The 22,129-nt window shown below is 74.3% G+C and carries 18 protein-coding genes; 7 read left to right on the top strand and 11 right to left on the bottom strand.

Annotation, left to right across the window (positions count from 1 at the left end):
* Window positions 1-94: 94 nt before the first annotated feature.
* Window positions 95-2,122, top strand: coding sequence for a CHAP domain-containing protein (locus tag AB0J97_RS28505; RefSeq protein ID WP_364093869.1), 2,028 nt, complete (start codon window positions 95-97; stop codon window positions 2,120-2,122).
* A 19-nt stretch (window positions 2,123-2,141) separates the two neighbouring features.
* On the opposite strand, the gene AB0J97_RS28500 is transcribed toward AB0J97_RS28505, so the two are convergent.
* The 5 genes from AB0J97_RS28500 to AB0J97_RS28480 all read right to left on the bottom strand — a co-directional run bounded on the left by AB0J97_RS28500 (window position 2,142) and on the right by AB0J97_RS28480 (window position 7,007).
* Window positions 2,142-2,954 (bottom strand): TIGR03619 family F420-dependent LLM class oxidoreductase, encoded by an 813-nt coding sequence (locus AB0J97_RS28500; RefSeq protein WP_364093866.1) that lies wholly within the window; start codon window positions 2,952-2,954, stop codon window positions 2,142-2,144.
* 40 nt (window positions 2,955-2,994) lie between these two features.
* Window positions 2,995-3,996 carry an acyl-CoA dehydrogenase family protein gene (locus AB0J97_RS28495; protein WP_364093863.1) on the bottom strand — a complete coding sequence of 334 codons (1,002 nt, stop codon included), beginning with the start codon at window positions 3,994-3,996 and terminating at the stop codon, window positions 2,995-2,997.
* 19 nt (window positions 3,997-4,015) lie between these two features.
* Window positions 4,016-5,116 carry an acyl-CoA dehydrogenase family protein gene (locus AB0J97_RS28490; RefSeq protein WP_364093860.1) on the bottom strand — a complete coding sequence of 367 codons (1,101 nt, stop codon included), beginning with the start codon at window positions 5,114-5,116 and terminating at the stop codon, window positions 4,016-4,018.
* Window positions 5,117-5,267: 151 nt separating this feature from the next.
* The gene (locus AB0J97_RS28485; RefSeq protein WP_364093857.1) at window positions 5,268-6,233 is read right to left on the bottom strand and encodes an alpha/beta hydrolase; all 966 of its coding nucleotides are present in this window, start codon (window positions 6,231-6,233) and stop codon (window positions 5,268-5,270) included.
* Window positions 6,234-6,350: 117 nt separating this feature from the next.
* Window positions 6,351-7,007, bottom strand: coding sequence for a type 1 glutamine amidotransferase domain-containing protein (locus tag AB0J97_RS28480; RefSeq protein WP_364093851.1), 657 nt, complete (start codon window positions 7,005-7,007; stop codon window positions 6,351-6,353).
* Window positions 7,008-7,080: 73 nt separating this feature from the next.
* On the opposite strand from AB0J97_RS28480, the gene AB0J97_RS28475 reads away from it, so the two are divergent.
* Window positions 7,081-7,974 carry a LysR family transcriptional regulator gene (locus AB0J97_RS28475; RefSeq protein WP_364093848.1) on the top strand — a complete coding sequence of 298 codons (894 nt, stop codon included), beginning with the start codon at window positions 7,081-7,083 and terminating at the stop codon, window positions 7,972-7,974.
* A 46-nt stretch (window positions 7,975-8,020) separates the two neighbouring features.
* A complete protein-coding gene (locus AB0J97_RS28470; RefSeq protein WP_364093845.1) occupies window positions 8,021-8,749 on the top strand; it encodes a dienelactone hydrolase family protein in 729 nt (242 codons plus the stop codon).
* On the opposite strand, the gene AB0J97_RS28465 is transcribed toward AB0J97_RS28470, so the two are convergent.
* The 3 genes from AB0J97_RS28465 to AB0J97_RS28455 are packed head-to-tail and all read right to left on the bottom strand — an operon-like array spanning window position 8,741 to window position 13,332.
* Window positions 8,741-9,481, bottom strand: a complete 741-nt coding sequence (locus AB0J97_RS28465) for an ABC transporter ATP-binding protein (RefSeq protein WP_364093843.1) — start codon at window positions 9,479-9,481, stop codon at window positions 8,741-8,743. The genes AB0J97_RS28470 and AB0J97_RS28465 overlap by 9 nt on opposite strands.
* A complete protein-coding gene (locus tag AB0J97_RS28460; RefSeq protein ID WP_364093839.1) occupies window positions 9,482-12,103 on the bottom strand; it encodes an ATP-binding cassette domain-containing protein in 2,622 nt (873 codons plus the stop codon). It lies immediately after the preceding gene.
* Complete coding sequence (locus AB0J97_RS28455; RefSeq protein WP_357694586.1) at window positions 12,100-13,332, bottom strand: ABC transporter substrate-binding protein; 1,233 nt, start codon at window positions 13,330-13,332, stop codon at window positions 12,100-12,102. Before AB0J97_RS28455 ends, AB0J97_RS28460 begins: the two co-directional genes overlap by 4 nt.
* A 130-nt stretch (window positions 13,333-13,462) precedes the next feature.
* Between AB0J97_RS28455 and AB0J97_RS28450 the strand changes: the two genes are divergently transcribed.
* The 3 genes from AB0J97_RS28450 (at window position 13,463) to AB0J97_RS28440 (ending at window position 15,495) form a co-directional block, all read left to right on the top strand.
* The gene (locus AB0J97_RS28450; protein WP_364093834.1) at window positions 13,463-14,551 is read left to right on the top strand and encodes an alcohol dehydrogenase catalytic domain-containing protein; all 1,089 of its coding nucleotides are present in this window, start codon (window positions 13,463-13,465) and stop codon (window positions 14,549-14,551) included.
* Window positions 14,552-14,596: 45 nt separating this feature from the next.
* Window positions 14,597-15,088 carry a cupin domain-containing protein gene (locus AB0J97_RS28445; protein WP_364093830.1) on the top strand — a complete coding sequence of 164 codons (492 nt, stop codon included), beginning with the start codon at window positions 14,597-14,599 and terminating at the stop codon, window positions 15,086-15,088.
* A gap of 95 nt (window positions 15,089-15,183) precedes the next feature.
* On the top strand, window positions 15,184-15,495 hold the full coding sequence (locus AB0J97_RS28440; protein WP_357694592.1) for a hypothetical protein: 312 nt from the start codon (window positions 15,184-15,186) through the stop codon (window positions 15,493-15,495).
* 25 nt (window positions 15,496-15,520) lie between these two features.
* On the opposite strand, the gene AB0J97_RS28435 is transcribed toward AB0J97_RS28440, so the two are convergent.
* Window positions 15,521-17,752: an MMPL family transporter gene (locus AB0J97_RS28435; RefSeq protein WP_364093823.1), complete on the bottom strand. Its 2,232-nt coding sequence runs from the start codon at window positions 17,750-17,752 to the stop codon at window positions 15,521-15,523.
* Window positions 17,753-17,849: 97 nt separating this feature from the next.
* Here AB0J97_RS28435 and AB0J97_RS28430 point away from each other — a divergent pair, with 97 nt between their 5' ends.
* Window positions 17,850-18,371, top strand: coding sequence for a TetR family transcriptional regulator (locus AB0J97_RS28430; RefSeq protein ID WP_364093820.1), 522 nt, complete (start codon window positions 17,850-17,852; stop codon window positions 18,369-18,371).
* Window positions 18,372-18,425: 54 nt separating this feature from the next.
* On the opposite strand, the gene AB0J97_RS28425 is transcribed toward AB0J97_RS28430, so the two are convergent.
* Both AB0J97_RS28425 and AB0J97_RS28420 read right to left on the bottom strand, forming a co-directional pair.
* A complete protein-coding gene (locus AB0J97_RS28425; RefSeq protein WP_364093818.1) occupies window positions 18,426-20,381 on the bottom strand; it encodes a PASTA domain-containing protein in 1,956 nt (651 codons plus the stop codon).
* Window positions 20,382-20,489: 108 nt separating this feature from the next.
* On the bottom strand, window positions 20,490-22,112 hold the full coding sequence (locus tag AB0J97_RS28420) for a protein kinase (RefSeq protein ID WP_364093815.1): 1,623 nt from the start codon (window positions 22,110-22,112) through the stop codon (window positions 20,490-20,492).
* Window positions 22,113-22,129: the final 17 nt, after the last annotated feature.

Genomic DNA, 22,129 nt, shown 5'->3' with positions numbered 1-22,129 from the left:
TCCGGTTTTGCCACACATGTCCCGGGTTACCCCCGTGTACCCCGGTATGTGTGGATAAATCCGGATCTTGACCGGAAGGTTCCCCCATACTTCCATGACGCCCGAGATGCAGAAGTACATCGACCTGCTCGAAAGCCAGCTCGGCTACTCCGAGAAGGCCGGCGCGTACACCAAGTTCGGCGACTGGTACGGCAAGACCGTCGAGTTCGACGCCGACTACTCCGCCGCCCCCTGGTGTGACATGTACCTCTCCTGGGCCGCGCACAAGCTCGGCTTCCAGGAGTGGATCGGGCAGTTCGCCTGGACCGTACGGCACGCCGAATGGTTCAAGGCGCAGGGCGCGTGGGGGAAGACGCCGAAGCCCGGCGCGTTCGTCTTCTACGACTGGAGCGGGACCGGCAAGATCGACAACATCGACCACGTCGGCATCGTCACGCGGGTCGAGGGCGACACGATCTTCACCATCGAGGGCAACATCGACGGCGGCGTCGCCAAGCGCAAGGAACGCGACACCAGCAAGGTCGTCGGCTACGGCTACCCCGAGCGCATCAAGGCGCGCCTGGATGAGGAGGCGGCCCAGAAGAGGGCCGACGAGCAGGCGGCGACGCCCGCCAGGCCCGGCGACGTGGGAACGCTCCAGCTTCCCGGCGACGCGCTCAGCTCCCTGATCCCGCACGTCGAGCAGGAGCGTACGGGCGAGGTCCCGCTCGCCGCGCGGCCGAAGGGCAAGGCCGACAAGACTGCGAAGACGACGGTGTCCTCGCCTGCCGCGTCCCCGGCCGTGCCGTCACCGTCCGCCTCGCCCGCGCCGACGACGGCGGCGGGGAGGTCGGCCCAGAAGTCCAAGCACGCCAAGGCGACGACCGCCGACACCACGGCCGCCACCGCCGAGCCCCTCCCCACGCTGGTGGACGCCTCCTCGCCGGGCTCGCTGTCCACGATCGCCTCCCCGACGCTGGTCGGCTCCGCCCTGATCGCCGCCCTGGCCCTCCTGGCCCTGGCGAAGACCCGTCAGCAGCGCCTCCGCCCGGTCACCGCGTCCGCGAAGACCGCCCGGATGCGCGGCGCCGCCACGGCGATCGCCCCTCTGAACCTCTCACCGGCGGAAGGCGTCGCCCTGAGCCCCACGGCGGAGGTCGCCAGCCTGCTGGGCGCCGCTTCGCCGGACAGCGGCACGACAGGCGTCACCGTGCCCGCTCCGGGGACGCGCTCCAGGCGCGGCTCCCACGCCGCCCCCTCCCGCCACCGGCGTCGCCGCAGGCCGTCGGACCCGCGCCACGAACCCACCCACCCCACCTCACACCGCTCCCCCCTCGCCTCCACCCCGCCCCCCGCCTCCCCCGCCCCCACCCGGACGAGCCACTTCGAGCACCCGACCGGCCGTCCCGAGCCCATCCGGACGGCCCGCTCCGAGCACGCGGCCGGCTCCCCTGACCACTTCCGGACGGCCCGCTCCGAGCACCCTGTCGGCTCTCCCGAGCCCGCCCTGGCGGCGTGGTTCGAGCTTTCCGCTCCTGTTCCCGAGCGCAGCCCCGCGAGCGGCGGGTTCGAGGGTGACGGGGATGCCTGCGAGGCGTTCACCGACCGGACGGCGCCGCCGCGGCGGCTCGACAGCGCCTCGTTCCGGCCCGCTCCCGACACCGCGCCCTTCGCGCCCACGTTCGACACCGGCCCGATGGTCGCGATCTCGCTCCCTCCGGCGACGAGCACGTTCAGCGCCTTCTCCCCCAGCCCCCGCCCGGGGGCGGAGGTCGCCGCCCGGACGAGGACGACGTCGCACGCCGCGGAGGCGTCCGGGATCGGCGCGACGTACCGGGGCCGTCGCCGTCGCAGCGAACCCGTCGCGTACGCCCCCGGGCCCGCCGCCTTCACGGACGAGCTCGCCCCCTTCACCGCCGACGCCACCCCGCGCGGCCGCCGCCACCGGCGCACCGCGTCCGCCGCATCCGCCGCATCCGCCGTGGGCCCCATGGCCCCGCAGAGCGTGTGGAGCCCGTTCCAGCCGACCGGCGGCGGAACGAGCACCGTCGAGACGTTCGTCCAGGACGCCCCCCTGCGCGGCCGCCGCCACCGCACCCGCGAGCTCGTCAGCACCCCCGACTGGGGACGGCAACCCGCCTGAGACGGCCGGCCCCACGCCCTCAGGTGACCCCGTACTCGGCGGCGAAGGCGGCCAGGCGGGTGACCGCGTCGCGGCTGCGCGTCCACGGGCGGACGATCAGCCGCTCCACCCCCAGCTCCGCCCAGGCCGCCACCTCCCCCGGGGAGCCCAGGGCGTACGCGTGCGCCGTGACCGGCACCCCCGCCCCGAGCCGCGCGACCTGCGGCCTGATCGACTCGATGGTGTGCGGCATGCTGATCCACCCGTCGCACAGCCGGGACGCCCGGCGCAGCGCCGCCGCCGACTCCCCACCGGCCAGCACCGGCAGCCGCCCCTGGACGGGCTTGGGCTCGAAGGTGACCTCGGGAAACCGGTAGAACCGTCCGGAATGGGCGACCACGGGCTCGGTCCAGAGCCGCCGGACGACCTCTATGGCCTCGTCCAGGCGGGCGCCGCGGGTCTCGAAGGGCAGTTCGGCCGCCGTCCACTCGCCTCGGTACCAGCCCGCGCCCACGCCGCAGATGGCCCGTCCGCCCGACACCACGTCCAGGGTGGCGAACGCGCGGGCCGACACGAACGGGTGGCGCAGGGCCAGCAGGTGCACGGCGGTGCCGAGCCGGACGCGGGTGGTGAGCCCGGCCAGCCAGCACAGGTAGGCCGGGGCGTCGAACAGCGGGGTCGTCGGCTTGATGCCGGGGTCCTCGGTGCCCGGGTAGACGGCGAGCGACAGGTCGGTGGCGAACACCAGGTGCTCGGGCAGCCACACCGACTCGAACCCCAGCTCGTCGGCGGCCACGGCCACGTCCTTCCAGGCGTCCGGATGCAGCAACCCCAGCGGGACGCCGTACTTCACACGCACCTCCGCAGACCGCCGCCGGGCGGGACGCCGTGCTTCACGGATACCTCCGCAGGTCGCGGGTGTGCAGGGCCGCGCGGACGCGTTCGCGGTGGGCGGCCGCGGTGCCGTGCGCGGCCGCCAGGGACCAGGCCCGTGCGAGCCAGAACCGCAGGTCCAGCTCCTCGGTGTAGCCGATCGCCCCGTGGGTCTGCAGGGCGACCCGGGCGGCCAGGGTCGCCGCCTCGCCGGCCGCGGCCTTGGCGGCGCTCACGTCCCGCTCGGCCGTGGGTGCGTCCCGGTCCACGGACAGCGCCGCGCGGTGCACCAGCGGCGCGGCGAACTCGACGGCCACCGCCACGTCGGCGAGCTTGTGCCGGACGGCCTGGAAGGACCCGATCACCGCGCCGAACTGCCTCCTGACCCCCGCGTACGACACCGAGACCGCGAGCAGCTCCCGCGCGACCCCGACGAGCTGGGCGGCGGTCGCGACCGTGACGGCCCGCACCGCGAGCGCCACCCGATCCGCGCCGCCCCCGCCCCGTCCCCAGGACCAGCCGGGATCGGGACGGTCCGGCGACTCGAAGGCGACGGCGAACATCGGCCGGCACGGGTCCACGCCCGGCACCGCCGTGAGCCGCGCCTCGTGCCCCACCGCCACCCGGACCCCACCTCCCGTACGCGCCACGACCAGCACGTCGGCGAGATCGGCGTCCGCCATGTACGCCTCCCCCGGCAGCGCCACCCCCACGCACACCCCGCCCGAGGCGAGCTTGGGCACGCGCGGCACCAGGAACGCCGCCGCCACCGCCGTCTCCACCACCGGCCCCGGCAGGCACGCCCGCCCGGTCTCCTCGACGGCGGGCAGCACGTCGGTCAGCCCGAGTTCGAGCCCGTCGAGCTCCGACGGCAGGAGCAGCCCGAAGAACCCCAGCTCGGCGAGCCGGTCCCAGGCCGGACGGCGTTCGGTCCGCAGCGCGCCGGGCGGGCAGTGCGCCCGCAGCACGTCGCGCACGGTCGCCCCCAGGGCGAGTTGCTCGTCGGTGAAGGCGAAGTGCATGAGGGCGACTCCAGAGGGGTCATCGGGGCAGGCCCAGGACACGCTCGGCGATGATGTTGCGCTGGATCTCGTTGGTGCCCGCGTAGATCGGCCCGGCCAGCGAGAACAGGAAGCCGTCCAGCCAGGGTGTCCCGCCGGCGCGGTCGCCGAGCAGTTCCAGGGCCAGTTCGTGCATGCGCAGGTCCAGCTCCGACCAGAAGACCTTGCCCATGCTGGCCGCCGCCCCGATCTCGGCCCCGGCCATGATCCGGCGGGCGGTGGCGAAGGTGTGCAGCCGGTACGCCTCGGCCGCCGTCCAGCAGCGCGCGGCCTGGTCGGCGAGGACGGGGCCGGCGTCCGCGGCCAGCTCGACGAGGCGGTCGGCGGTGGCGAGGAAGCGGCCGGGGCTGCGCAGGGTCAGGCCGCGTTCGGAGGAGGTGGTGGACATCGCGATCCGCCAGCCGTCGCCGGGCTCGCCGAGCACCATGGAGTCGGGTGCGAACACCCCGTCGAAGTGCAGCTCGGCGAACCCGGGCAGGCCGTCGAGCTGCGCGATCGGCCGGACGGCGACCTCGTCCAGGGGGAAGAGGAAGTACGTCAGGCCCTTGTGCCGGGCGCCGGAGGTGCGGAAGAGGCCGAAGCCGTGGGAGGCGTGGGCGGCCCGGGAGCTCCAGGTCTTGTGGCCGTACAGGCGCCAGCCGCCGTCGGCGCGTTCGGCGCGGGCGGTGAGCGCGGCGAGGTCGCTGCCGGCCTCGGGCTCGGACCAGGCCTGCGCCCACACGTCCTCGGCCGTCGCCATCCGGGGCAGCCAGCGCCGCCGCTGCTCGGGGGTGCCGAACCGCATGAGGCTGGGGGCCAGGAGGAAGATGCCGTTCTGGCTGACCCTGGCGGGGGCGCCGACGGCCCAGTACTCCTCCTCGAAGATCAGCCATTCGATCAGGGACGCGCCGCGGCCGCCGTGCTCGCGGGGCCAGGAGACGACCGACAGCCGCTCACCGGCCAGCAGCGCCTCCCAGGCGCGGTGCGCCTCGAAGCCCTCGGGGGTGTCCATCGGCGGGAGCCGCCGCGGCACGTGGGCGGCCAGCCAGTCGCGAACCTCGGCACGGAAGTCCAGCTCGGCCGGGGAGAAGTCGAGATCCACGAAACCAACCTAGCGCACGCTTGGTCTGCTGGCCAGGCCGCCGTCCGTGCGCCGGGGGTGGGCGTCGTGCAGGGTCTATGGAACGCGAGGGCGCCCACCTCGCCCTGGCCCTGCGACGCCTGCTCGCCAACGCCACCACCTGGGCGGGGGGCTACAACCCGTAGGCCCGCCTGAGCGCTGCCAACCGGGTCTCCCGTGCCCGCCTGCTCAGCGCGGTGTCCGGCACCATGGCGTCGAACCCGTGGAAGGCCCCCGGATAGAGGTGGAACTCGGTGGACACCCCGGCCCGCGCCAGCCGCTGGGCGTAGTCGATGTCCTCGTCCCTGAACACCTCCAGCTCGCCCACGTCGATGAACGCGGGCGGCAGCCCCGACAGGTCCTCGGCCCGCGCCGGCGCCGCGTACGGCGGGACGTCCGGGCCGCCCGTCCGCTCGCCGAGCAGGGCGGACCAGCCGTAGAGGTTCGCGGCCCGGTCCCAGACCACGGCCTCGGTGAACTCCCGGCTCGACGGGGTGGTGTTGCGGTCGTCGAGCATCGGGCAGACCAGGAGCTGGAAGGCCACCTCGGGGCCGCCCCGGTCGCGGGCGAGCAGCACGGTCGCGGCGGCCAGCCCCCCACCCGCGCTGGCCCCGCCGACGGCCAGCCTGGCGGGGTCGATGCCCAGCTCGTCGGCGTTCTTGGCGGTCCACACCAGGCCCGCGTAGCAGTCCTCGACCGGCGCGGGGTGCGGGTGCTCGGGCGCCAGGCGGTAGTCGACGGAGACCACCACGACGCCGAGGCGCTCGACGTAATCGATCATCGTGGCCTCGTCGACCTCGGGCACGCCGACGATCATGCCGCCGCCGTGGATCCAGTAGAGCCCCGGCCTGCCGGTGCCCTCCTGGGCGGGACGGTAGAGGCGGACCCGGACGTCCGGTTCGCCGTCGGGGCCGGGGACGTGGCGGTCCTCGACCAGCACCTCGCTCTCGGCGGGCGGCATGGCGGCCAGCATCGCGTTGATCTGGGCCCGGTACCCGGCCAGTTCCTCCGCCGTGAGGGTGGTCACGTCGAAGGTCGGGAACGGCGTGCTCTCCAGAGCGGCACGCAGTTCCGGATCGAGGTTGGGGTGGAGCGCCATGAGGACTTCCTTCCACGGAGGGGCCTGCCGTACCCCTCAATGGTCGGATCCCGCGCGGGGGTGCGGCAACCGCCAACCGGCTGCCGTTGCGCGCGCGGCGCCCGCCGTTCGGCGAGGTCAGGCGAGCAGGTCGACGACCTGCTCGGCCAGGGGCGCGGCGCTGGCCGGGTTCTGGCCGGTGACCAGGCGGCCGTCCGCGACCACCTGCGGCTGCCAGTTCGCGGCGGGCTCGTGCCGGGCGCCGCGCGCGGTCAGCGCGTCGGCCAGCAGGAACGGCACCACGTCCGCCACGCCGCGCGCGCTCTCCTCGCTGTTGGTGAAGGCGGCCACCCGGCGGCCGTCCACCAGGTGGGAGCCGTCGGACAGGGTCAGGCCGACCAGGGCGGCCGGGCCGTGGCAGACCGCCGCGACCACGCCGCCGCGCTCGTAGATCTCGCGGCCGACGCGGGCGACGTCGGGGTTGTCGGGGAAGTCCCACATGGTGCCGTGGCCGCCGGCGTACAGGACGGCGTCGTAGGCCGCGGTGTCCACGTCGGCGAGTCGGGCGGTGTCGTCGTCCAGGCCGGCGGCGAGGAAGGCGGCCTGCGTGGGGTCGTCCGGGTCGTGGCCGTCGCGCGGCGGGCGGCCGCCGGCGACGCTGGCGACGTCCACCTCGAAGCCCGCCTTGGTGAAGATCTGCCAGGGATGGGCCGCCTCGGGGACGTAGTACCCGGTACGCTCCACGCCGCCGAGGTCGTCGTGGCTGGTCAACACGATCAGGATGCGCTTGCTCATGCCGTCGAGCATGCCCGGCGAGACCCATCAGCAACAAATCGTGAATTATCGGTCCCGGCATCAGAATAGTGATATGTCGCCACTCTCGCTGGACCTGCTGCGGACCTTCCTCGCCGTGCACAGGACCGGCTCCATCACGGCCGCCGCGCAGACGCTCGGCCTCTCGCAGCCCGCGGTGACCGCCCAGGTCAAGACGCTGGAGGCGACCCTCGACCGGCCGCTGTTCGACCGCCTGCCGCGCGGCGTCGCGCCCACGCCCGCCGCCGACGAGCTGGCCCGCCGGGTCGCACCCTCCCTCGACGCCCTGGACGAGGTCGCCGGCTCGGAGCTGCCCTCGGACGAGGCCGTGCACCTGGGCGGCCCGGCCGAGTTCCTGTGCGAGGAGGTCATGCCGATGCTCGCCCCGCTCGTACGCGACGGGCTGCGGCTGCGCACCACCCTCGGCCTGGCCGACGACCTGCTGGCCGACCTCGCGGCCGGACGGCTCGACCTGGTGCTGTCCACGATCCGGCCCCGGGTGCGCGGCGTCCAGGCCGACCCGGTCTACGACGAGGAGTTCGTCCTGGTGGCGGCGCCGTCCCTGGCGGGGGCGCTGCCGCCCGGCCGGGTCGGGCCCAAGGAGCTGGCCGGGGTCCCGGTGGTGGCCTACGCCGAGGACCTGCCGATCGTGCGCCGCTACTGGCGGACCGTGTTCGGGCGGCGTCCGTCGATGGCGGCGCAGGTCGTCATCCCCGACCTGCGCGGCGTGCTGAGCGCGGTGCGGGCGGGCATGGGCGTCTCGGTCCTGCCCGCGTACCTGTGCCGGCGTGACCTGGCCGAGGGCACGCTGGTCGCGCTGGCCGAGCCGCCGGAGCCGCCGATCAACACCGGCTACCTGGCCGTACGGTCGGGGGCGCTGGCCAGGTCGGCCGTGGCGCGGGTACGGGCCCATCTGCTGGCGGCGTTCCGGGCGGCGCCGCCGTACTGAGGACGAAGGTGGATGACGGGCGATCACCGTGGGCATGCTGGGCAACATGTGTCATTCCACCGACAGCCGACCGCCCGCCCCGCCGATCCAGGGCGAGGTCGCCACGCACGAGCAGATCACCCTGACCTCCGCCGACGGCACCCGTTTCATGGCCTACCGCGCCGACCCTGCCGAGCCGAACGGCCGCGGCGTGGTGATCATGCCGGACGTGCGCGGCCTGCACCCGTTCTACCGCGACCTCGCGGTGCGCTTCGCCGAGGCCGGGTTCCGCACGATCGCGATCGACTACTTCGGCCGCACCGCCGGGACCGACGACCGCGGCGACGACTTCGACCACATGCCCCACGTCGACCGGCTCAAGCTCGACCAGGTGCAGGCCGACGCCGCGGCGGCGACCGCCGAGCTGGCCGGCGACGGCCCGGTGTTCACGGTCGGCTTCTGCATGGGCGGCGCGCTGTCGTGGCGTCAGGGCGCGGAGGGCAACGGCCTGGCCGGCAGCGTCGGCTTCTACGGCGCGCTGCGCTTCATCGACGAGCCGGCGACCGGGCCGGGCGCGCCGCTGCTGCTGCTCAGGGGCGGCGCGGACACGGTGTCGAGCCCGGAGGAGTTCGAGGCGTACACCGCGGCGCTGGACCGGGTGGGCACCGAGCACGAGACCCACGTCTACGAGGGCGCGCCCCACTCCTTCTTCGACCGCTCGTTCAAGGAGTGGGAGGACGTCTGCCAGGACGCCTGGCGCCGCGTCCTGACCTTCACCGAACGCCACTCAGCCTAGGTACGCGGCCCGCACCACCGGGTCGTCGCGCACCTGCGCGGGCGTCCCGGACGCGATCACCCTGCCCAGGTCCAGCACGACGATCCGGTCGCAGCTCTCCATCACGAAGCCCATGTCGTGCTCGACCAGCAGCACCGTCGTGTCCAGGGCCCTGACGACCTCGCCGAGCCGGGCGGTCTGGGCGGCGTCCAGGCCGGAGGTGGGCTCGTCGAGCAGCAGGAGCCTTGGACGGTCCGCGAGCGCGCGGGCCAGCTCGACCATCCGGCGCTGCCCGACCGGCAGCGCGGCGGCGTACGCGTCGCGCAGCAGGGTGAGCCCGCACAGGTCGAGCACCTCGGCCACGCGCGCGCCGCGCTCGCGCTCGATCCGCCGCCGGCCCGGCCACCCGGCCAGGTCGGCGGCCAGCCCGCCGCCACCGCCGTGCCAGTCGAGCGCGGCCAGCACGTTCTGGGCCACGGTGAGCCGGCCGAACACCTGCGTGCGCTGGAACGTCCTGCGCACGCCGGCCCTGGCCCGCCGGAGCGCCGACACCCCGGTCAGGTCGCGCCCGTCCAGCGCGACCCGGCCCGCGACCGGCCTGCGCAGCCCGGACACCACGTCGAACAGCGTGGTCTTGCCCGCGCCGTTCGGCCCGATCACGCCGCAGACCTGGCCCGGCCCGGCCTCGAACGACACGCCGTCCAGCGCCCTGACCCCGCCGAAGGCCACGGACACGCCCTCCACCGCGAGCATTCACCTCACCCCCAGGTAGGCGGCGGTCAGCTGGTCGCCGTCCACCTCCGAGCGCGGGCCCGTCCAGGTGACGCCGCCCAGCCGCATGAACGCGACCCGGTCGGCGACGGCCAGCGCCTCGGTCGCCTTCTCCTCCACCAGCAGCAGCGCCACGCCCCGGTCGCGCAGCTCGGCGAAGACGTCGAACACCTGCCGCACCACGAGCGGCGCCAGGCCGAGCGACGGCTCGTCGGCGATCAGCACGCGCGGCGGGCGCACCAGGGCCGGGGCCAGCGTGAGGAGCTGCTGCTCGCCGCCCGACAACGCGCCCGCGGCCACCGTACGGCGGGCCGCGAGCTGCGGCAGCCGCTCGTAGACCGGCCCGGGATCGTCCAGCCAGGTACGCAGGTTCTCCTCCACGGTGAGCCCCGGGAAGACACCCCGCCCTTCGGGGGCCAGCAGGACGCCGGCCCGCGCCCGCCGGTGCGCCGGCCAGGCGGTGACGTCCACGCCGTCGAGCAGGACGCGGCCGGCGCTCACCGGCAGGTCCCCGGCGGCGACGGCGCACGTGGTGGACTTGCCCGCGCCGTTCGCGCCGAGCAGCGCCACCACCTCGCCGGGCCGCACCTCCAGCCTCACCCCGCGCAGCACGGTGCAGTCGGCGTAACCGGCCACGACGTCCTCCAGCACGAACAACGCCCGACCGCCTCCGGCGGCGACCTCCGCCCGGCGGGGCACGACGTGGGGAACGGCGGGAGCCACGGCGGGGAGGCGGCGCCGGGCGCGGGCCTCGGCGAGCTGGGTGAGCACGCCGTCCGGATGCCGGGCCAGGATCATGCCGCCCGCCCCGAACAGGATCGACCCCACGTGCGCGGACAGGCCCCATGTCGCCAGCAGCTCGGGCACGGCCACCGCGACGAGCCCGCCGAGCACCGCCCCGCCGATTCTGCGCACGCCCTGCAGCACCACCACGGCCAGCCACACGAACCCGGAGAACGCCGGCAGGTCGGTGGCCGTGATCGACCCCTTGGAGATCGCGAACAGCACCCCGCCGAGCCCCGCGATCCCGGACGCCAGCACGAACAGCACGATCTTGGCGCGCGGCGCGGACAGCCCGGCGGTGACGGCCGCCGCGGGCGCCGACCGTACGGCCAGCACGGCCCGCCCGGACGCCGACCGTTCCAGGTTCCGCACCAGCAGCGCCACCAGCCCGATCAACGCCAGCAGCACGGCCACCCGCACCCGCGGGTCGGAGGTGTCGGCGACGCCGAGGCCGAGCGCGGGCAGCGCCCAGCCGATGGTCCCGTTGCTGAAGGCGTCCACCTGGAACAGCACCTGATCGGCCAGCAGCGCCAGGGCCAGCGTGGCCAGCGTCAGCACCCGCCCGCCCAGCCGCAGCGCGGGCAGCGCCACCACCAGCCCGACGGCCCCCGCCGCGACCACGCCCAGCAGGATCGCCACGACGAACGGCAACCCGGAGGCGAACGCCCACCCACAGGTCAGCGCCGCCATGGCGGCGAAGGCGGCCTGCGCCAGGTTCACCATGCCGCCGATCCCGGTCACCACCACGAACGAGCAGAAGATCAGCGCGAGCACCAGCCCCTGGGCCGCGACGCCCACGTAGTACTGCGGCCCGAGCAGCGCGAAGGCCGCCAGCGCGGCCAGCCCCGCCGCCCACGGCAGCCGCCTGCGCCAGGCCGGCACCCCGGCCAGGTGGTCGGGCGGCGGGACGTCCTCGGCGGCGCTGCCCGCCACCCGCTCCCGCGACCGGTTCAGCAGCACCAGCCCGGCGAACAGCAGGAGCACCGGCACGGCGGTGCGCAGCCCGGTGACCTCCTCCAGGAAGTCGGTGTACCCGGCGACCAGGTTCTGCACGACCCCGAGCGCGACCCCGGCCGCGAACGTCCAGGGGATCGAGCGCAGCCGCCCGAACACCGCCGCCGTCGCCGAGGCGAACAGCAGCACCGTGTACGCCGTCGCGTCCAGCCCGAGCACGGGCGCCGCCAGCACCCCGGCCAGCCCGGCGAGCCCCGATCCGAGCATCCAGGCCAGCGCGGAGGTGGCGTCCACGTCGATGCCCCGCAGCGTGGCCAGGCGGCGGCGGTCCACGGAGGCGCGCATGCGCAGCCCGTACGGCGTGTGCCGCATGAACGCCCACAACCCGGCCGCCGCGACCACCGAGAGGGCGAAGGTGATGAGCTGGTCGCTGTCCAGCCGCACCCCGAGCGGGTCGAACCCCTGGGCGGGGTGGGGGCCGACGCCGCGCGGCAGCGAGGTGGCGTCCGTGGCGGGCAGCCCGGCCAGGTCCACGACCAGCAGGCCGAGCGCGGGCAGCGCGATCGTGAGCCCGATGGTGGCGACGATCTGCGCGGTCTCCCCCGCCTGGGCGAGCCCGCGGAACATGGCCCGGTGCAGCAGGTAGCCGAGCGCGGGCGCGAACAGCCCGGCCGCCACCAGCGCCGACAGCCAGGCGGGCAGCCCGGCGGCGGTGAGCTCGTAGAACACCAGGGCGGCCAGGAAACCGACGGCGCCGTGGGCGAAGTTGAACACCCCGGTCGCCGCGTACGACAGGGTCAGGCCGGAGCCCATGATCGCGAATACGGCCCCGGTGACCAGGCCGCTGAGCACGTACTGGAGGATCATTTCAGCGGCACGTTGTCGAAGCAGGCCATCCTTCTGGCCACCTGGAAGGCCCCGCCCGCCAGCTTGACCAGGGCGCCGCAGCCGTTCGGCTCGCTGTGGTCCCTCGGGTAGCGGATGCGGCCGAACCCGGGGTTCTCGTAGAGGTAGTCGCCGTTGGCGGTGGCCAGGAACTTCTCCCTGGTCAGGTCCTTGCCGGTGCGCTTGAGGACGTCGAGGAAGATGTCGGCGGCCCAGTAGCCGATCGCCAGGTGCTGGGTGAGCGCGGTGCCGGGGGCGACCTGCTCGACGTCCTTCTTGAGCTGGGCGATCTCGGGCGCGGGCGACTCGAACGGCTCGAACATGGGCGCGGCGATCACGCCTTCGAGCGCCTGCGCGCCGGCCTGGTCCTTGAGGATGGCCACGTCGTAGCTGGTGGCGTCGGTGAGCACGCCCTTGTAGCCGGCCCGCTTGAGCGCCGCGTAGAGGCCGACGTTGAACTTGGTGCCCGCGATCACCGAGACGACGACGTCGGGGGCCTTGCCGCCGTCCGAGGTCATGATCTTGTTGACGTACGGGAGCCAGTCGGGGGGCGGGGCGGCGGCCGGCAGGCCGGAGTTCACGCCGACCAGCTCGAACCCGGCGGCGGTGAACGACTGGGAGATGGTCGTGCCGCCGTACTTGCTGCCGCTGGAGTCGCTGGTCTGCACGTAGACGCTCTTGCCCGCCGCGCCGCCGAGCAGGTCGGCCATCTGCCTGCCCCACCACGTCTGGGAGCCCGCCCCCTGCTTGGGGGCCAGGCAGCCGTTGTAGCCGAACCCGGTCCTGGTGCCGCACCACTGGGGCCCGGTGGCCCAGCCGAACCAGGGGACGCCCTGCTGTTCGAGGAAGGCCGCGCCGCCGAAGTTGGGGGCGTGCACCGGGACCAGCGCGAACACCTGGTCCTTCTGGACGAGTTTCTTGGCCGCCGCGTCGCCCTTGGCCGCGTCCTGGGCGTCGTCCTCGGCGCCGATGAAGTCGATCTTCCGGCCGTGCACGCCGCCCTCGGCGTTGGCGCGGGCGAACCTGGCCTTGGCGCCGATCTCGGCGTCCCTGGTCGAGTAGCCGCTCGCGCTGGTCTTGGTCAGCACGCCGCCGATCTTGATGGTGGTGTCCGTCACTCCCGTGCCCGACTGGGCCGTACCGGTCTGCTGGGCCGCGCAACCGGCGGCGAGCAGCGTCAGGGTGAGCGCGGCCGCGCCCCGCCGTACCATGTTGTTCTCCCTCGCGACTCGGCCTAGCGCTCGCTTGGTTTCGCTGAGCGTAGATTTGCCGAGGAGGGGTGTCAACGGGCTCCCGAGCAACCGCTTGCTCGTAGCCCGCGCGCCGGGCTAGCGTGGGCGCATGCTGATGCGCGCGGCCGTGCTGACCGGGTTCCACGCCCCGATGGAGATCCGCGACGTCGAGATCGACGACCCCGGCCCCGGCGAGGTCCGCGTCCGGATCAAGGCCTCGGGCGTGTGCGGCTCCGACCTCAAGGCGATCGACGGCAAGAGCCCGGTGGTGAGCGCGCCGCCGTTCATCCTGGGGCACGAGAGCGCGGGCGTGGTGGAGAGCGTCGGCGCGGGCGTCACCACCGTCCGGCCGGACGACCACGTCATCATCGCCATGAGCGGCCCCTGCGGGCGCTGCCGCCACTGCGGCTCTGGCCGCTTCCACCTGTGCTCGGGCCCGCTGCGGCTGCCCACCATCATGGGCGGCCCGCCCAGGGTCACCCTGGACGGCCAGGAGACCCGCCGCTTCATCGGCATCGGCTCGTTCGCCGAGTACGCGGTGGTCACCGAGGCCATGTGCGTCAAGATCGCCAAGGACGCCCCCTTCGCCGCCATGTGCCTGCTGGCCTGCGGCGTGATCACCGGCGTGGGCGCGGTCCTGAACGTGGCCCAGGTGCCGCCGGGCGCCTCGGTGCTGGTCGTCGGCTGCGGCGGCGTGGGCCTCAACGTCGTCCAGGGCGCGGTGCTCGCCGGGGCCACCACGATCATCGCCGCGGACGTGGCCGAGCAGAAACTCAAGCTGGCCGAGCGCTTCGGCGCCACCCACCTGCTCACCCCCGGCGACCTGCCGGACCAGGTGGGCGCGCTGGTACGCGGCGGCGTCGACTACGCCTTCGACGCGACCGGCGTCCCCGGCGTGCTGGCCGACGCCTTCGCCGCCACCCAGCCGGGCGGGACCACCGTCATGGTCGGCAGCCCGCCGCGGGGCCACCCGATGGAGCTGGACACCGGCCTGCTGTTCTCCTCCCGCCGCCTCATGGGCACCCAGGGCGGCGACGCCGCGCCGCACCGCGACCTGCCCATGCTGGCCGGGCAGTACCTGCGCGGCCGGCTCGACCTCGACGGCCTGATCACCGAACGCCTGCCCCTCGACCGGATCAACGAGGCCGTCGCCCACGTCCGCCAGGGGACGGTCGCCCGCACCGTCATCACGTTCTGAGCCCTCGCTATTCTCAGTTCCTTCGGAACAGCGGAGGAGCCCCCCATGTCGTACCCCGAACAGCGCTACCTGGCCGAGACCGGCGAGATCAGCGGCGCCCTGCGCCCGGCGGAAAACGGCCCCGACCTGTCGATGGCGACCGGCACCCGCGTCCACTACCTGGGCACGGGCGGCTCGACCAACGGCGCCTTCGGCCTGTACCGCTGGGAGATGGGCCCGCGTCCCGGAGGCGCGAGCCCGCACTTCCACCGCACCATCACCGAGTCCTTCTACGTGCTGACCGGCAGCGTCCAGCTCTACAACGGCGCCACGTGGGCGAAGGGCCTGCCCGGCGACTTCCTGCACGTGCCCGAGGGCGGCATCCACGCCTTCCGCAACACCTCGGGCGAGCCGGCCTCGATGCTGGTGCTCTTCACGCCGGGCGCGCCGCGCGAGGCGTACTTCGAGGAGCTGGCCGACATCACCCACACCGGCCGCGAGCTCACCTCCGAGGAGTGGGTCGAGCTCTGGAACCGCCACGACCAGTACCCGGTCTGACCAGCCGCGGGGACGGCACGCGGGTCCGCCACCGGCCGGCCCGCGCCCGAGCGCGTACTGTGAGTGGATAATCGCCCACAGTGAGAGAGGTCCGCATGCTCGTCAGAGGAGCCGTCGCGGCCGGCCTGCTCGCGGTCCTGACCGTGGGCGGCGCCGGCCCCGCCGAGGCCCGCTACCGCTACGACTTCCGCAGCCGCGAGGTGGTCATCTGGAGCGAGCCGAAGAACGGCGCGACCCAGCTCGGCGTGGGCCGTCCCGGCGACGGCTTCGACTCCGACCGGTCGGAGGAGCACGAGCTGTTCCGGTGCGACGAGGCGTTCGACAGCACCCTGTGGCACCACGGCACCGACTCCACCACCGGGGTCGTCGGATGGGTGCCGGCCTGCCATCTCGACGACCCCGACTGACCGCTCCGACCGCTCGCCCGCGGGCTCAGCGCCCGGCGCCCACCGGCTCCTGCGCCCGCTCGTCGCTCGGCGCCGGGTCGTCCTCCTCGTGCCCCTCGACCGACAGGTTCGGCAGCAGCCGGTCCAGCCAGCGCGGGCACCACCAGTTCGCCCGGCCGAGCAGCACCATCGTCGCCGGCACGAGGAAGCCGCGGATGACGGTCGCGTCCACCGCGATGGCCACGGCCAGCCCGACGCCGAACGTCTTGACCATCGCGTCCGGGTAGGCGATGAACGCCACGAACACCGCCACCATGATCAGGGCGGCCGAGGTGATGACCCGGCCGGTCGAGCCGAGCCCCTCGGCCACCGCCCGGCTGTTGTCGCCGTGCCGGGCGTGGGCCTGCCGCACCGCCGTCAGCAGGAACACCTCGTAGTCCATCGACAGGCCGAACAGCACCGCGAACAGCATCAACGGCACATAGCTCTCGATCGGCACCGAGAAGAACACGGTCTCCAGGTAGGAGGAGTCCATGGGGGCGTCCATGCCGACCAGGCCGCTGCCGAGACCGATCGAGAACACCAGCGCGAGCGCGCCGAACGCGGCGCCCAGGGACACCAGGTTCATCACCGCGGCCTTGACCGCGACGACGGGCGCGCGGAAGGCGAACAGCAGGAGCAGGGCGCTCAGCAGCACGACCACGCCGATGACCAGCGGGGTGCGCTCGTTCATGCGGTCGCCCGCGTCGGTCATCCCGGCCACCTTGCCGCCGACGTGCACCTGGACGCCCGGGATCGAGACGGCCCTGACCTGCCTGACCACCTCGGCCGCCTTCGGGTCGCTCGGGGCGTAGTCGCTGATCGTCTGGAGCAGGACCGAGCGGCCGGAGGCGTTCAGCTTCGGATCGGCCACATGGGCGACGCCTTCGACGTCGGCGACCGCGTCGGCGATCCGCCGCACGGTCACGTCCCCGGCGCCGGAGACCTTCTCCGGCAGTTCGGCGACCACGATGAGCGGGCCGTTGCTGCCGGGCCCGAAGGCCGTGGCCATCAGCTCGTACGCGCGCCGCCCGGCCGAGTCCTTGGCCGCGTACCCCTCGTCCAGCGGCCCCAGCTTCAGCGCGAGCGCGGGCGCGGCCAGCGCGGCGAGCACGAGCACGCTGCCGATGAGCACCCGCCACGGCCTGCGCGCCACCCACGCGCCGAGCCCGGCCCAGCCGGCGCCCCCGCCGCGGTTGGACGAACGCCCGCGGATCAGCGGCACCTTGAGCGCGTTGACGCGGTGGCCGAGCAGCCCGAGCAGGGCGGGCACGAGGGTGACCGAGGTCAGCACGGCGAAGACGACGGAGATGCCGGTCACCCAGCCGAGCGTGCTCAGCAGCGGGAACCCGGCCAGCATCAGCGCGCTCAACGCGATGATCACCGTGCCGCCGGCGAACACGACGGCCCCGCCCGAACTGGCCACCGTCCGGCGTACGGACTCCACGACCGGCACCCCGTCGGCCAGCAGCTTGCGGTGGCGCGACAGCAGGAACAGCGCGTAGTCGATGCCGACGCCGAGCCCGATCATCGTGGACATGATCCCGGCCTGCTTGGGCATGTCCACGACGTACCCGAGCAGGCCGATCACGCCGAGCCCGGTCGCGACGCTGACCAGCGCGGTGAAGATCGGCACCATCGCGGCCACCAGCGTCCCGAACGCGAAGACCAGCACGAGCAGCGCGCAGATCACGCCGATGATCTCGCTCGGCCCGGTCTTGATCTCCTTGCTCGCCGGGTTGGAGTCGTCGGCGGGCACCACTTCCAGCCCGGCGTCCCTGGCCGGGGCGGCGGCGTCGGACAGGGCCTGCGTGGCCTCGCCGGCCTTGTCGGGGTCGTTGCCCTGCATCTTGACGGTGATCACGCCGATCTGCAGGTTCGAGGCGATGCCGCCCACGCGGAAGGGCGTGTCCACCTGGACCACGTGCGGCATCGTGCGCATCGCGGCGACCGAGCGCTCGACGGCCTGCTTGCGCGGCGCGTCGGTGAGCTTGCCGGCCGCGGAGTACAGGAGGAGCTGCACGGTCCCGCCGGTGGCATAGCCGGGGCCGAAGCCCTCCTTCATCAGGTCGTGCGCGCGCTGCGCGTCGGTGCCCGGGATGGAGGCGTCGTTGCTGACCGGACGGCCGAGCGCGAGGCTGCCGCCCATCAGGCCGACGGCCAGGACCACCCATAAGCCCAGGACGATCCGCCCGTGCCGCGCGCACCAGCCACCCAGCCGACCAAGAAACCGCGTCATCGCCCCGCCCCTGCCCGACGCCCGTCCTGTACGGTCGTACAGGACTACGATAAAACGGAGGACGCCGGAAATTCCGGATTCCGTGGGAAATGAGACGATGACCACACCCGACGACACCCGCTCCCGGATTCTGGCGGCCGCGCGCGAGCTGTTCGCCGAGCGCGGCTACGCGGGCACCTCGCTGGCCGACATCGCCGCCGCGGTCGGGCTGACCAAGACCGCCGTCGCCTACCACTTCCATCCCAAGGACCGGCTGGCCTCCGAACTGCTCTCCCCGGCCGCGGCCGAGATGATCACCCTGCTCGACGCCGACCATCCCGACCGCAAGGCGTTCGTCGAGGCCCTGGCCGTCTTCGCGGTGCGCCACCGCGCGGTGATCCGCCTGTTCATGGAGGACCTCGCGGCCGACGAGCCCGTGCCGGCCGGCTCCGAGCGCGCGGTCGTCGGCACGTTCAGGGACGAGATCTTCGCCAAGCTCGCCGGCGAGAACCCGGGGCCCGAGGCCAGGGTCAGGTGCTGGGCCCTGCTCGGGGCGCTCCAGTGGGGCGTGGTCAAGACCATGGACCTGCCCGAGGAGCAGGTGACGGCGGTCATGCTGGAGTCGGCGCTGGCCTTCTGACGGCTCCCGCCGATCAGCTCCTGCGCCGGGTCCACCGAGGCGGAGGTCTCCCGATCACAGCCCCGTCGAGGGGTCGACGACGGGGCCGGTCGGGCTTTGCGTGGGCTCCTCGGGGCCGGGCCCGCCCTGCTGGCCGGACACGCCGACCGTGATCACGACCACGTCCCCGGACGCGGCGCAGGTCCCCGGCGCCAGGCTCTGACCCAGGACGGTGTCCGCCTTGGCGTCGTCGTCCACGACCTGGGTGCGGGCCCGTACCGTGAAGCCGGCCGCGACCAGCTCGGCCCGGCCGTCGGCGCGGCCCTCCCCCACCACGGACGGCACCTCGACGCCCTGGCGGGCCACCGTCAGCGCCACCGGGGCGCCACCCGGCACCCGGGCGCCGGCCTCGGGCCGCGTCGCGAGGACCTGGCCGTCCGGCTGGTCGGAGCACGATCGGGTGACCGTCCCGGCCGTGAGCCCGGCGGCGGTGAGCGCCGCCTCGGCCGCCCTGCGCTGCCGCCCGGCGACGGACGGCACCGGCACCCCCGCCGACACCTCCAGCGCGACCGCGCCGCCCCGGCCCACCACGGTCCCGGCCGCCGGACGGCTGCCGAGCACCCGGCCGATCTCCTTGACCGAGTCGGTTCTGGTGACCGCGCCGACGGTCAGCCCGGCCTGCTTGAGCGCCTTGACCGCGCCGGCCCGGTCCAGGCCGGTCAGCGGCGGGACCGCGACCGTCGTCACCGGCCGCCCGACTGTCGGCTCGCCGGTGGGCTCGACGGCGGGCGCGACAGTGGGCACGCGCTCCCGCTCCGCCGGCTTCCCGCCCGGCCGTGAGGAGGCGCGCGCCGCACCCGCCGGGCTCGGCGGCGCCGCCGGCAGCACGGACGCCTGGCCGGAGCGGTGGCCGTTGAGCGCGGGCACGATCACGGTGAGCACGACCGCGGTCACCAGCAGCGCCGCGCACACCGCCACGACCGCCTGCACCCATCCGGCCCCGCGCCCCCGGCCCTGCCGGTCCGGCGCGCCCGTCCCGGCCCGCGTCCTCAGGCCGTCCGGCGGGCCCTGCGCGGTCGTGGGGAGCTCGGGGCCGCCGCCCGTCCGCGAGCGCAGGTGGTACGCGCCGGCCGCGCCGGTGACCTCGGGCTCGGCCAGCGGCACGGGCGGTCGCTGCCCAGGGACCAGCGGCACGTCGTCGTACCCTTGATCCGGCGAGTCCGCCTCGCCGAGCAGCGCGAACAGCAGCTCCCTGCTGGACGGCCGGTTCCTGACGTCCTTGTCCAGGCAGGCGGCGACCAGCACCCGCAGCCGCCCGTCCAGCCGGCCCAGCTCGGGCGGCGCGGTCAGGATGCGGTGCAGCACCGGCGCCACCGAGTCCTGGCCGAACGGCGCGCTCGCGTTGGCCGCGAAACACATGGTCGCGCCCCAGGAGAAGACGTCGGCCGCCCCGGTCACGGCCGAGGCGGTGATCTGCTCGGGAGCCATGTACGCCGGCGTGCCCACCCCCCTGTTCGTCACCGTGGCCGCCGCGTCCAGCGCCCTGGCCAGGCCGAAGTCGATCACCCGCGGCCCATCCGGCCCGAGCAGCACGTTCTGCGGCTTGAAGTCCCGGTGCACGATGCCCGCCCGATGGATGGCGGCCAGCGCGGTCGCGGTGCCGACCGCCAGCCGTTCCAGCGCGCCGCCGTGCCGCGGGCCGGTCAGCGAGACCTCCCGATGCAGCGAGGGCCCGTCGACGTACTCGCTCACGATGTACGGCCGGCCCTCGTCGAACCCGGCGTCGACCACCTGGGCCGTGCAGAACCTCGCCACGTGCTTGGCCAGCTCCACCTCCCGCAGGAACGCCCCTTGCTCGTCCCCGACGGGCCCGTGCAGCAGCTTGACCGCGTACCTCTCCCCGCTGTGCCTCTCCCCGCTCCTCGAACCGAGGAACACCGCGCCCTGTCCGCCTTCACCCAGTCGCCCGGCGAGCTCGTACTCGCCGAGTCTGTGCGGGTCCCCCGTTCTGAGCGGCTGCGCCGTTGGCACGGGGCGCCTCCCCTCGCCGCCACCCCTTCTTGCTCTCCACTGAAGGCAACGGGCCGCGTTCAGTCAACCGTGCGCACCGCAATCGCCGCCTGACCGTGACACAGCCGGTCAGGAGGCCCGGGAGACCTGGCCCGCGTACATGACGGCGCCGTCGTCCGATCGGGTCACCTTGACGGAGAACCGGTTGGGGTCGTCCGAGGGGACGATCCGGGCTGTTCCGGCGTGGCACGCCTTGCCGGTGACCTGGCCGAGGGCGAACACGACGGCGCTCCTCGTGGGGGTGAGCCGGCCGGAGCAGTGCAGGTCGGCGCCCCAGCGCATGGTGGATCCGCCGTCGGCGCGCAGGCGCAGCTCGACCGGGAAGATCCGGCCGGCCGTGGGGTGCTCGGCCGATCCCGTCCAGACGCCGTCCAAGGGCGGGACGGTGGGGTTTCCCTGCGGGGGCTCACCGGTGGTGGCGTGCGTGGGGGTGGCGCCCTGGTCGGCCGTGCCGTTCCGGGCGTCCGCCGGGTCCGGGTCCTGCGCTCCGCGCAACCAGAACACGACCCCGGCGACCACCACCACAACCCCTGCCACCGCCACCAGCCACCCCCGCCGAGCCTTCCCGACCACAGTGGCAGGCGTCCTTTCGGGGAAGGTGGCGGAAGCACTTCCCGCCGCGACGGCGGGCACCCCTTCAGGAAAGGTGGCGGAAGCACTTCCCGCCGCGACGGCGGGCACCCCTTCGGGAAAGGTGGCGGAAGCACTTCCCGCCGCGACAGCGGGCATCCCTTCGGGGAAGGTGGCGGAAGCACTTCCCGCCGCGACAGCGGGTGCCCCTTCGGGGAAGGTGGCGAGGGTTTCGTCGGGGGAGGTCGAGGGGGCGGTGGTGGGGGGCCGTTCATCGGGGGTGGCGGCTTGGGCGCCGGAGGGGAGGACGTCGCCGGTGCCCGCGTCCTGGCCGAGCAGCGCGCGCAGCGTCTCCTCGGCGTCCGGACGGTCACGCGGGTCGCGGGCCAGGCACGCCGCCACGATCTCCCGCAACCGCCCCGACAACCCGCGCAGGTCCGGCCTGCCGTACAGGATCCTGGCCAGAATCTCCTGGTACGTGTCCGCCATGTACGCATGCCGCCCGCTGGCCGTGTACGCCACGGTCAGCCCCCACGCCCACATGTCCGCGGCCGGCCCGGCCGGCTCCCCGTTGATGCGCTCGGGCGACAGGTAGGCCGGCGTGCCGATGGGCGACCTGGTCGTGGTGGCGGCGGCGTCCATCAGCCGGGACACCCCGAAGTCGATGACCCGCGGCCCGTCGAGGCTGAGCAGCACGTTGCCCGGCTTGAGATCGCGGTGGACGACCCCCGCCCGGTGGATCGCCCCCAGGGCGGTGGCGGTGCCGATGGCCAGCCGGTCGAGCGAGCCGCCGAGCCGGGGCCCCCGGGCGACCACGTGCTCGCCCAGGGAGGGCCCTTCGACGTACTCGCTGACCAGGTAGGGGCGGTCGCCGTCGAGGTCGGCGTCCAGGAGCTGGGCGGTGCAGAAGGCCGCGACCCGGCGCACCGCCTCGACCTCGCCGAGGAACCGGCGACGTACGTCGGCGTCCTTGGACACGCTCGCGTGCAACAGCTTGATCGCGACCTGCGCCCCGGCCGGCGAGTGACCGAGGAAGACGACGCCCTGGCCGCCCTGCCCGAGCCTGCGCGAGAGCCGGTACTCCCCCAGCCGGCGGGGGTCATCAGCACGGAGCTCGGACATAGGGCGTCATTATGGCA

It is taken from the genome of Nonomuraea sp. NPDC049607 (assembly GCF_040675375.1).
Taxonomy (GTDB): Bacteria; Actinomycetota; Actinomycetes; order Streptosporangiales; family Streptosporangiaceae; genus Nonomuraea.
This window is presented reverse-complemented; position numbering and strand designations above follow the sequence as displayed.

What these genes read in the sequence shown, in the direction of transcription:
- AB0J97_RS28505 (WP_364093869.1), top strand. Translation starts at nt 95, where the DNA reads ATGACGCCCGAGATGCAGAAGTACATCGACCTGCTCGAAAGCCAGCTC.
- AB0J97_RS28495 (WP_364093863.1), bottom strand. Translation starts at nt 3,996, where the DNA reads ATGCACTTCGCCTTCACCGACGAGCAACTCGCCCTGGGGGCGACCGTG.
- AB0J97_RS28485 (WP_364093857.1), bottom strand. Translation starts at nt 6,233, where the DNA reads ATGGCGCTCCACCCCAACCTCGATCCGGAACTGCGTGCCGCTCTGGAG.
- AB0J97_RS28480 (WP_364093851.1), bottom strand. Translation starts at nt 7,007, where the DNA reads ATGAGCAAGCGCATCCTGATCGTGTTGACCAGCCACGACGACCTCGGC.
- AB0J97_RS28475 (WP_364093848.1), top strand. Translation starts at nt 7,081, where the DNA reads ATGTCGCCACTCTCGCTGGACCTGCTGCGGACCTTCCTCGCCGTGCAC.
- AB0J97_RS28470 (WP_364093845.1), top strand. Translation starts at nt 8,021, where the DNA reads ATGTGTCATTCCACCGACAGCCGACCGCCCGCCCCGCCGATCCAGGGC.
- AB0J97_RS28465 (WP_364093843.1), bottom strand. Translation starts at nt 9,481, where the DNA reads ATGCTCGCGGTGGAGGGCGTGTCCGTGGCCTTCGGCGGGGTCAGGGCG.
- AB0J97_RS28460 (WP_364093839.1), bottom strand. Translation starts at nt 12,103, where the DNA reads ATGATCCTCCAGTACGTGCTCAGCGGCCTGGTCACCGGGGCCGTATTC.
- AB0J97_RS28455 (WP_357694586.1), bottom strand. Translation starts at nt 13,332, where the DNA reads ATGGTACGGCGGGGCGCGGCCGCGCTCACCCTGACGCTGCTCGCCGCC.
- AB0J97_RS28450 (WP_364093834.1), top strand. Translation starts at nt 13,463, where the DNA reads ATGCTGATGCGCGCGGCCGTGCTGACCGGGTTCCACGCCCCGATGGAG.
- AB0J97_RS28445 (WP_364093830.1), top strand. Translation starts at nt 14,597, where the DNA reads ATGTCGTACCCCGAACAGCGCTACCTGGCCGAGACCGGCGAGATCAGC.
- AB0J97_RS28440 (WP_357694592.1), top strand. Translation starts at nt 15,184, where the DNA reads ATGCTCGTCAGAGGAGCCGTCGCGGCCGGCCTGCTCGCGGTCCTGACC.
- AB0J97_RS28435 (WP_364093823.1), bottom strand. Translation starts at nt 17,752, where the DNA reads ATGACGCGGTTTCTTGGTCGGCTGGGTGGCTGGTGCGCGCGGCACGGG.
- AB0J97_RS28430 (WP_364093820.1), top strand. Translation starts at nt 17,850, where the DNA reads ATGACCACACCCGACGACACCCGCTCCCGGATTCTGGCGGCCGCGCGC.
- AB0J97_RS28420 (WP_364093815.1), bottom strand. Translation starts at nt 22,112, where the DNA reads ATGTCCGAGCTCCGTGCTGATGACCCCCGCCGGCTGGGGGAGTACCGG.